Consider the following 5,226-nt stretch of genomic DNA (forward strand, 5'->3'; position numbering starts at 1 on the left):
CGCACTTAGTACAGGCCGTTGACCATGATCAGACCGAGGCTGGCCGGGCCGTCGATGATTATGACGTCGTAGTCCTCTTCCAATGGTTATAGGGAGGAGGGCTGAGGCGCAGGCTCCGCAGATGCGGTCGGGTTGGGCAGGCGCAGGCCGAGGACGATGGCGGTGACGAGCCACCCCACGGCGACGGACGGGACGGTGATGTCCCAGCCGGGCCAGCCTCGAAGGAACCCGGCGGCCAGAGCCACTAGGGCGAGGCGGAGCAGCGGTCCCCCGGCGATCCAGAGGGCGATCAACCGGCTGATTGCGCTGGAGCCGGTCCAGATGGCGACCCAGATGCGCATGTCAGCCGCCCACCATCATCAGGACGGCGGCGCCCAGTTCGGACGGCATGGCCCAGACGGTGCCGTCGCCTGCGGCCGGCCAGACGATGCCTGCGATCAGGCCGAGGATCGCTCCGCGCAGGGGGGTCATCTTCCAGCACATCATCAGGATGAGCAGAACCAGGGCGACGGCGCCGATGCCGACGTTGCCGAACGGTCCGCTCCCCTGGCCTACGCCGAGGCCGGTCAGGCCCTGGCTGGTGATCTTCTCCGGGTTGGCCCAGATGGATCCGGCCGCGCTGAACGCGGTGGAGGCGACAAACCCGCAGATCATCGCAGGGTTGTCCTTCAGCTTCACCCGCCCCTGCCCCTTCACGCCGAGCACGAGGAACAGGGCCAGGGCGAAGGCTAGGCCGCCGGCGCCGAGTGCACCGAAGGCGGCACCGTCGGCTGCTGCGAGGTACACGAGGACTCCTACTGGAACGGGTTGGGCGCGTGCAGCGCGGTGGCGAGCAGGGCGGTGGACATGGGGATGCGCAAGACCCAGTCGGCGGCCGGGCGGAGGCGGGTGGGCAGGATGCGCACGTACCGCTCCCCCAGGACCTCGGCGCCGATCCAGCCGAATCCGGCGAGGGCGAGGCCGGCGGCCGGTGCCCCGGGGCCGAGGGTGTTGAAGAAGGTGGCCATGGCGTCGTAGAGGCCGAAGGTCCAGCCCATGCCGGCGGCGGCGCCGTGGGCGAGGAACCAACGGCGGGTGCGGGCGCGGCGTTCCGTGGTTCCGGGGTCGACGGGCGGCGGTGCCGGCGGTGGGGTGACCGTGATGTGGAAGCCGGGCGGTAGGCCGCTCCCCTGGTCGGGCTGGGGCTGTTCGGCGGGTGAGTCTTTGCCGACGGCCCACCAGCGGGGCTCCTCGTCGGGGGTGGGCATGGGTGTCCTTCGCGAAGTGTCGTTGGCGTGCCCGAAGGGGCGGGCGTGGAGGGTGCGGAGGTAGGCCCGGGTGCGCAGTTCGTCACCGCCGGGCGACGACTGCGCATCCATCAGGCGTATCCGCCTTCCATCGGCTTGGCCGGGGTCTCCGGCTGGGGCTTCTTCGCGGCGCGTGACAGGGCGGTGCGCACGTAGGGCTCGGTGACGACCAGGCGCCGGTTCTGGGCCACGTGCTCGGCGATCTCGCGGGCTGATGCGTCGGGGCCGAGGGCGGATGCGGCCTCGACGACGGCGGCCTCCATCGTGACCGGCTCCAGGGCGGTGACAGGGTCGCTGACCTGCTGATGCGCGGGCGCATCAGGTCGACGCACCTCGTACTCGGCGGGCTTGTGGCCGAGGACCAGGGCGACCGCCACGGGGTCAACGGGCACGCCGTAGGTGCCGAGGAGGTGGGCGAGTTCGGCCGGGGGCGCATCAGGTCGCGCATCGTGTGCCAGGCGGATCGCATCGGCCGGGTCCATCTCGGCGAACCGCTGGCGCAGCACCTCGGTGGCGGAGGCCGGCCGGGCCGGTGCGGGCGTCTGGTCGACGGCGGCCGGAGCTTGTGCGGCGTACATGGCGCCGAGGGCTGCATCCGCTCCGCCCGTGATGCGCTCGCGCTGGACCTCGACTAGGGCGGCGCCCAGGACCTGGTCGCCGATGCCGACCTTGCGGGCCAGCTTCCACGACTTGCGCAGGGCGTCTTCGCGGGTGTCCTCGTCGGGGTGCCGCTCGGCGGCGGCCTGGTGGTAGGCCAGCTGCTGCACGGCGTGCGCGTTGCGTCGCTGGGCCTCGGCGTCCACGCCGGTGCTGTAGATGACGATGCGGCGGGCGATGAGGCCGAGGCCTTCGGCGGCGCCGGACATGCCGAGCGGCGTGACGCTGTAGACGACGGACTCGGTGACGTTGTCGGCGAGGGACAGGCCGGTGCCGCAGGCGGCCAGGGGGGCCAGCCACAGGCCGACGCGGACCCAGAGCGGGGCTGACTGGCCGAGCAGGGTCAGGCCGAGCATGGTCAGGGCCAGGATCAGCGTGAGGCCCTCGCCTGCGGCGACGACACCGGCGGCGGTGGCCTTGCGTCCGAACTCGGCGAGGGTGTTGGAGAAGGTGCCTACGGCGCCGGCCACGCCGACGACGACCATCACGGCGGCCGCCGTCCCGAGGACGGCCCGCTGTCCGGTGGTGAGAGCGCGGGTGTTCATCGGCCGACCCCCTCGGCGTCGAGCGCGGCGAGCAGGTCGTGCAGGACGTAGTGGAGGCCGTAGGCGGCGCGGATCATCGCGTCCTGGTCGTGGATGTTCGCCTGGGCCTTCTCGTCGAGGACCTTCCGGGCCCGGTCGATGGCCTGCTCCAGCGGCGGGACGATGCCGTGCGCCTCGGTCTCCGGGTTGTGGAGCGGGGTGTAGGAGGTGTTCATCGGCCGGCCGCCTCGGCGGCGTGCATGCGGGCGAACGCTCCCTGGTCGCGGGCGGCTCCGGCGGAGGCCGCACGGTTGGCGGCGGCCCGCTGGTAGTCGGCGCGGCACTCGGCGTGCAGCTCGGCGACGCGGTCCGCCTGGTCGTCGGCGCCCGCGGGGACGGTAGGGTTCTTCCGGGTCATGAGGAGGTCAGCTCTCTCTCGTGATCAAGTGGTGGTCCCGGACGAGCGGTAGGGTCGCTCGGTCCGGGGCTGCCCGCTTTCCGGGCCTATTCGGTTGTTCTCGGGGAGCTGGCCGGGCGTAGGGTGCCCGTTCCGTGCTCGCGGATTGATCTTCGTACTGCGCTTGGGCTGATGCCGAGGGTGCGGGCGACTTCCGACTTGCTGCCCAACTCCCTGACGCCTTCTTCGAGCGCTTCCGCTCGCCTCTGTGCGCTGGCAGAGATCAGCTTCAACAGCCGTTTCTGTCGCCGGTCCTCGGCTTCAACCCGTGCGCGCCAATCGGTTGTTGGCACGCAGGACACGCTACTAGAACCCTAGGGTTCTAGGCAAGCGTTTCGCTCGGCTGGAAGTGCTTCAGCATCAGGTAGTCATCGGGCCCGTACTCGGTCCTGCACCACCGGCACTTCAGCTGCGTCTCACCCGGCATGCGGGAGATCACGGCCCCGCACACCACGCCCTCGCCGACCAACGCGACGCAGTAGCCGATTCGCTGCGGCCGCGGTTCCGGGTCGCCGACGATCGAGCGGACCTGGCTGTTCAGCTCGGCGACCTCGCGGGCCAGATCGCCAGTCGCCGGGTACTGGGCGACGATCCAGTCGAGCTCTTGGGCGAGCCATCGGCAGTCTGCCTCCAACCGTGCGGGTGGCGTGGTTCCGCGGTGGGGCCAGCGCAGCCGCCGGACGTCCGCCCGCCACGAGTGAATGACCTCGGTTGCGCGGTCCCAGTTCACCGTGTCGACGACGTCTTCGTTGACGGGGGAGCGGGGGCCGGCCGCGCTCTTGGTGGCCACGATGTCGCCCCAGCCGGTGCGGCGGGGTACGAGGCACTCGCCGACCTCGGCGTACAGGGCAGGGAGTTCTTGCAGCCGCGCGGCCAGCTCGTCCCGGTGCCGGTTGCACAGGTAGCCGCTGGCCGCGTTGCCGCACAGTTCGCAGGTCACGGGGTGCTCTGCTCCTTCGGGCCTGCCAGGGCAGCGCGGAGGCTACGGGCATAGGGCGTGTCCGCGGCGAGGGCGGTTTCCCACCGGTAGGCGAGGGCCTCGACCCGCTCGAGGGCGCGTTCAGCCTTCTGCGCCCGGCTCTTCCACTCGTCGCCGCGGCGCCAGCCCCTGGAGGCGTTGGCGTACAGCTGGTCCAGGGCGTCGTCGGTGATGCTGTCGGCGGTGTAGCGCTGGGGGCTCATGCGGCCTGGTCCTTCCTGGCGCAGTGGTGCGGGTCATGCTGGGTGCCGCAGCTGGTCCACCAGCGCTCGCAGCAGCCGTCTTCCAGGTCGGGCCGCGCCTGGCTCGCCCAGGTGCGGAGGCGGGCGGCGCGCTCGGCCCTGACGGCGGCCGCGCGGCGTTCGTCGGCGGCCACGTACTCGCGGGCGAGGGCGACGATGAGCAGCAGCGACACGCCGAACAGGCCGGCGGCGTACCACCAGGCGTCGCTGCGGGCGCTGGTGACGGAACAGTGGGCGGTGAGCAGGGCAGCGAGCAGGTACGCCCAGCCGAGGACGCGGGTTGATCGGGTCACAGGTACCTCCCAGTGAGGGGCACGGTGGTGATGCTGAAGCGCTGGCGGGCGGTGAGGCCCTGGCCCCACAGGTCAGCGACCCAGCGAGGGCGGGGGAGTTCGCAGCGGCAGGTTCCGGAGGCGGCGAGGAAGTGACCGCGGGCGCAGCGCGGGCGGGCGGTCATCGGCGCACCTCGTCCTCGCCCTCGAACGGCTCCAGCAGGCCGTAGGCGGCCTGCCGGTCGCCGTGGAGGTACTCGACGGCGTAGTCGCCGAGGCGGTCACGGCGGAGCCATCCGCGCTGCTCGGCGACGAACCCCTTGTCGTCCCAGGCGCCGTCGCCGATGTGGGAGGACGTGCCGGTCTCGTCGGCACGGTCGAGGCGGGAGGGTGGGAACCCGTACTCGATGGCGGTCTCGCGGGACCACACTCCGGCGGGCATCTCGCACACGTTGGACCAGCCGACGTACAGGTCCCGATCCGGGGCGGCCTTGACGATCAGGCAGCGCAGGCGCGGGTCGTGGCTGGCCTTCTCCTCGGCGAGTTCGGCGCGCAGACGGTCGACGGTCTCCCGCAGGACGACGACCTGCGCGATCAGCCAGACGGCGCCGTCGGACGTCACCATGCCGGTGTTGGCGTACTCGGTGCGGAGGTCGGCGAGGCGGGCGCGGTCCGGGTTGGGCTGGTTCTTCATGGGTTCCTCCGTGATGTGATGGGTGGAGCGCGTAGCTGGCGCGCTCGCTGAGATCCACGACGTTGTGGGCGGTGACGGCGCTCCCGTCGGGCAGCCGGGCAGGGCCGGAGGCGGT

General features: G+C 71.8%; 11 protein-coding genes. All 11 read right to left on the minus strand.

All coding sequences use genetic code 11. The features are described from left to right. Positions 1-86: 86 nt before the first annotated feature. The 11 genes from ABZ281_RS36560 to ABZ281_RS36610 all read right to left on the minus strand — a co-directional run bounded on the left by ABZ281_RS36560 (position 87) and on the right by ABZ281_RS36610 (position 5,111). Complete coding sequence (locus ABZ281_RS36560) at positions 87-341, minus strand: hypothetical protein (RefSeq protein ID WP_356662356.1); 255 nt, start codon at positions 339-341, stop codon at positions 87-89. Between the two features lies 1 nt (position 342). Continuing rightward, positions 343-786, minus strand: a complete 444-nt coding sequence (locus ABZ281_RS36565; protein WP_356662357.1) for a hypothetical protein — start codon at positions 784-786, stop codon at positions 343-345. 8 nt (positions 787-794) lie between these two features. Then, a complete protein-coding gene (locus tag ABZ281_RS36570; protein ID WP_356662358.1) occupies positions 795-1,358 on the minus strand; it encodes a hypothetical protein in 564 nt (187 codons plus the stop codon). Next, positions 1,358-2,488, minus strand: a complete 1,131-nt coding sequence (locus tag ABZ281_RS36575; RefSeq protein WP_356662359.1) for a hypothetical protein — start codon at positions 2,486-2,488, stop codon at positions 1,358-1,360. Before ABZ281_RS36575 ends, ABZ281_RS36570 begins: the two co-directional genes overlap by 1 nt. Further along, complete coding sequence (locus tag ABZ281_RS36580; protein ID WP_356662360.1) at positions 2,485-2,703, minus strand: hypothetical protein; 219 nt, start codon at positions 2,701-2,703, stop codon at positions 2,485-2,487. The genes ABZ281_RS36575 and ABZ281_RS36580 overlap by 4 nt, the downstream gene beginning before the upstream one ends. Next, positions 2,700-2,885: a hypothetical protein gene (locus tag ABZ281_RS36585; RefSeq protein WP_356662361.1), complete on the minus strand. Its 186-nt coding sequence runs from the start codon at positions 2,883-2,885 to the stop codon at positions 2,700-2,702. Before ABZ281_RS36585 ends, ABZ281_RS36580 begins: the two co-directional genes overlap by 4 nt. Before the next feature lie 361 nt (positions 2,886-3,246). Further along, on the minus strand, positions 3,247-3,864 hold the full coding sequence (locus tag ABZ281_RS36590) for a hypothetical protein (protein WP_356662362.1): 618 nt from the start codon (positions 3,862-3,864) through the stop codon (positions 3,247-3,249). Continuing rightward, positions 3,861-4,106 carry a hypothetical protein gene (locus ABZ281_RS36595; RefSeq protein WP_356662363.1) on the minus strand — a complete coding sequence of 82 codons (246 nt, stop codon included), beginning with the start codon at positions 4,104-4,106 and terminating at the stop codon, positions 3,861-3,863. The genes ABZ281_RS36590 and ABZ281_RS36595 overlap by 4 nt, the downstream gene beginning before the upstream one ends. After that, a complete protein-coding gene (locus tag ABZ281_RS36600) occupies positions 4,103-4,438 on the minus strand; it encodes a hypothetical protein (RefSeq protein WP_356662364.1) in 336 nt (111 codons plus the stop codon). Before ABZ281_RS36600 ends, ABZ281_RS36595 begins: the two co-directional genes overlap by 4 nt. Continuing rightward, positions 4,435-4,602 (minus strand): hypothetical protein, encoded by a 168-nt coding sequence (locus ABZ281_RS36605; protein WP_356662365.1) that lies wholly within the window; start codon positions 4,600-4,602, stop codon positions 4,435-4,437. The genes ABZ281_RS36600 and ABZ281_RS36605 overlap by 4 nt, the downstream gene beginning before the upstream one ends. Further along, complete coding sequence (locus ABZ281_RS36610; RefSeq protein ID WP_356662366.1) at positions 4,599-5,111, minus strand: hypothetical protein; 513 nt, start codon at positions 5,109-5,111, stop codon at positions 4,599-4,601. The genes ABZ281_RS36605 and ABZ281_RS36610 overlap by 4 nt, the downstream gene beginning before the upstream one ends. Positions 5,112-5,226: the final 115 nt, after the last annotated feature.

The sequence above is a fragment of the Streptomyces sp. NPDC006265 genome (assembly GCF_040613555.1).
Classification (GTDB): Bacteria; Actinomycetota; Actinomycetes; order Streptomycetales; family Streptomycetaceae; genus Streptomyces.

Excerpts from the sequence above, each read along its gene's own strand:
- ABZ281_RS36560 (WP_356662356.1), bottom strand. The coding sequence starts at position 341 with ATGCGCATCTGGGTCGCCATCTGGACCGGCTCCAGCGCAATCAGCCGG.
- ABZ281_RS36570 (WP_356662358.1), bottom strand. The coding sequence starts at position 1,358 with ATGGATGCGCAGTCGTCGCCCGGCGGTGACGAACTGCGCACCCGGGCC.
- ABZ281_RS36575 (WP_356662359.1), bottom strand. The coding sequence starts at position 2,488 with ATGAACACCCGCGCTCTCACCACCGGACAGCGGGCCGTCCTCGGGACG.
- ABZ281_RS36580 (WP_356662360.1), bottom strand. The coding sequence starts at position 2,703 with ATGAACACCTCCTACACCCCGCTCCACAACCCGGAGACCGAGGCGCAC.
- ABZ281_RS36585 (WP_356662361.1), bottom strand. The coding sequence starts at position 2,885 with ATGACCCGGAAGAACCCTACCGTCCCCGCGGGCGCCGACGACCAGGCG.
- ABZ281_RS36595 (WP_356662363.1), bottom strand. The coding sequence starts at position 4,106 with ATGAGCCCCCAGCGCTACACCGCCGACAGCATCACCGACGACGCCCTG.
- ABZ281_RS36605 (WP_356662365.1), bottom strand. The coding sequence starts at position 4,602 with ATGACCGCCCGCCCGCGCTGCGCCCGCGGTCACTTCCTCGCCGCCTCC.
- ABZ281_RS36610 (WP_356662366.1), bottom strand. The coding sequence starts at position 5,111 with ATGAAGAACCAGCCCAACCCGGACCGCGCCCGCCTCGCCGACCTCCGC.